Genomic DNA, 1,651 nt, shown 5'->3' with positions numbered 1-1,651 from the left:
TCAAACCAGCGCCCCACCGGAATGGCCGCCAGGCCCGAGACCAGCAGGGCCAGCGAGAAAGCCGCCGAGGTCTCGGCCCGGCTCCAGCCAAGCTCGGCCTCCATCGGCTTTACAAAGACTCCAAAAGCATAATAGAGCACCCCGTAGCCAATGGTCTGGGTGAGGGCCAGCGCCCAGGCGATGCGCCAGCCATGATAGGAAGCTGAAGAGCGAGGGGGGCGGGCCATGGGCTGGCTAGGGCATCGGAAATCGAAAATTGTTTTTGATCGGGCAGTCCTGGCTCATAGTTTGAGGGTCATAGCGGTGGCGGTGTCGGGGCAGGCGCCTTTGAACTCGTCCGAATCATTCAGGGCGGCGGGCAGTTCCGAGCGCTGGACTTGCACAAAGCCAAAGCGGGGAAAGTAGTCGGGGGCGGTCTCGGTAAGGAGTGAAAGTGAGGTCAGGTTTTTGTTTTGGGCCAGTTCGATCACTCCCTCGGTCAGCCTGAGCCCAATTCCGTGGTTACGATAGCCCTGCTCTACCGCAACAGAACGCAGTAAACCGCGGTCCTGATGCACTTCCAGGCCTGCACACCCTACCACCTTTTCGCCGTCGAGGGCCAGCATGAAGTTCTGAATGTGCACCTCGAGGCCCACTACCGGCAGATGGGCGGCATCCAACAGCGCCCTCACTCCGGGTAGATCGCCAGAAGTAGCGGTGCGGTAGGTAATCATGCTTTCCTTATAATGCACCTTGACTTGGGCACAAGTTAACAGCAACGAGCAGTCGCGGGGGCTGCCATCTCCGGCTCGAGCGGAGCACAACAGCCTGCTGCGACGGCCCGGTCATGGGCCTTGCAGGTCACGCCCGGGGGGGTCAGGCGCACCACCAGATGGTCGCCTTCGAGAGCAGTCTGGCCCACCCGGTAGCGCAGGGCGGGAAGCTCCGCACTGCCGTACTCGAAGCGGATTTCCGCGTCTGGCCGTACCGGCACCGAGGCCACCACCCGGTGGTAGATGCTGAGGAACTTCTGTACCGTCATGAACTCCGGCCGGTCCTGGGGGCCGGGCCCCATAAGCTGCACCACGGTCTCGCGCCAGAAGTTGGCCTGCTCACCGCAGTCCATGCTTTCATAGGTGACGTTCATTATCTCGGTGACGTGGTAGCCGGGCGCGACTTGCTGGCCATGGGCATACTCGAAGACCAGCAGCTTGCCCGGGTGTGGGGCCAGGGTCTTTAGCAGTTGCTGTGTTTGCATACACTCCTCCCTGCAGGACGTAAACCTACCCGCCGATGGCGGGCAAAAAAGCTCTAATCTGCGCGAAACCCCTGGGGTCGGTCTGGTAGTACATCCATTTGCCGCGTTTTTCGCCCCTGACCAGATGGGCCGAGGTCAGATGCTTCATGTGGTGCGATACGGTGGGCTGGGAAAGCCCGGTCACGGCCTCCAGGTCGCAGGCGCACACCCCAGGTTCCGGGCCGCAGCACGCACCATCCGGGCTGTGGGCCAGGTGGGCCAGAATCCTGAGCCGGGCCGGGTCGGAGAGGGCCTTAAAGACCCGGGCGGCAGCCTCGAGGGCATTTTCCTCCACGATGCTGGGGTCAGATTGCAGCACACTGGGGGTCATGCCTCCAAAATACATTGATACATCTAAATCTGTCAATGCGATGG

At 61.7% G+C, this 1,651-nt stretch carries 3 protein-coding genes and 1 pseudogene; all 4 read right to left on the bottom strand.

Annotated elements, in window-relative coordinates:
- Positions 1-227 (bottom strand): annotated as a pseudogene (locus tag Q0288_RS03530) (MFS transporter); the annotation flags it as partial.
- 54 nt (positions 228-281) lie between these two features.
- Positions 282-713 carry an arsenic resistance N-acetyltransferase ArsN2 gene (arsN2, locus tag Q0288_RS03525; protein ID WP_299427275.1) on the bottom strand — a complete coding sequence of 144 codons (432 nt, stop codon included), beginning with the start codon at positions 711-713 and terminating at the stop codon, positions 282-284.
- A gap of 35 nt (positions 714-748) precedes the next feature.
- Positions 749-1,237, bottom strand: a complete 489-nt coding sequence (locus tag Q0288_RS03520) for a DUF6428 family protein (RefSeq protein WP_299427272.1) — start codon at positions 1,235-1,237, stop codon at positions 749-751.
- A 25-nt stretch (positions 1,238-1,262) separates the two neighbouring features.
- Positions 1,263-1,651: metalloregulator ArsR/SmtB family transcription factor (locus Q0288_RS03515; RefSeq protein ID WP_366914722.1), on the bottom strand; the 389-nt coding region annotated here is incomplete at its 5' end.

Source organism: uncultured Meiothermus sp. (assembly GCF_937863175.1).
Taxonomy (GTDB): Bacteria; Deinococcota; Deinococci; order Deinococcales; family Thermaceae; genus Meiothermus.
This window is presented reverse-complemented; position numbering and strand designations above follow the sequence as displayed.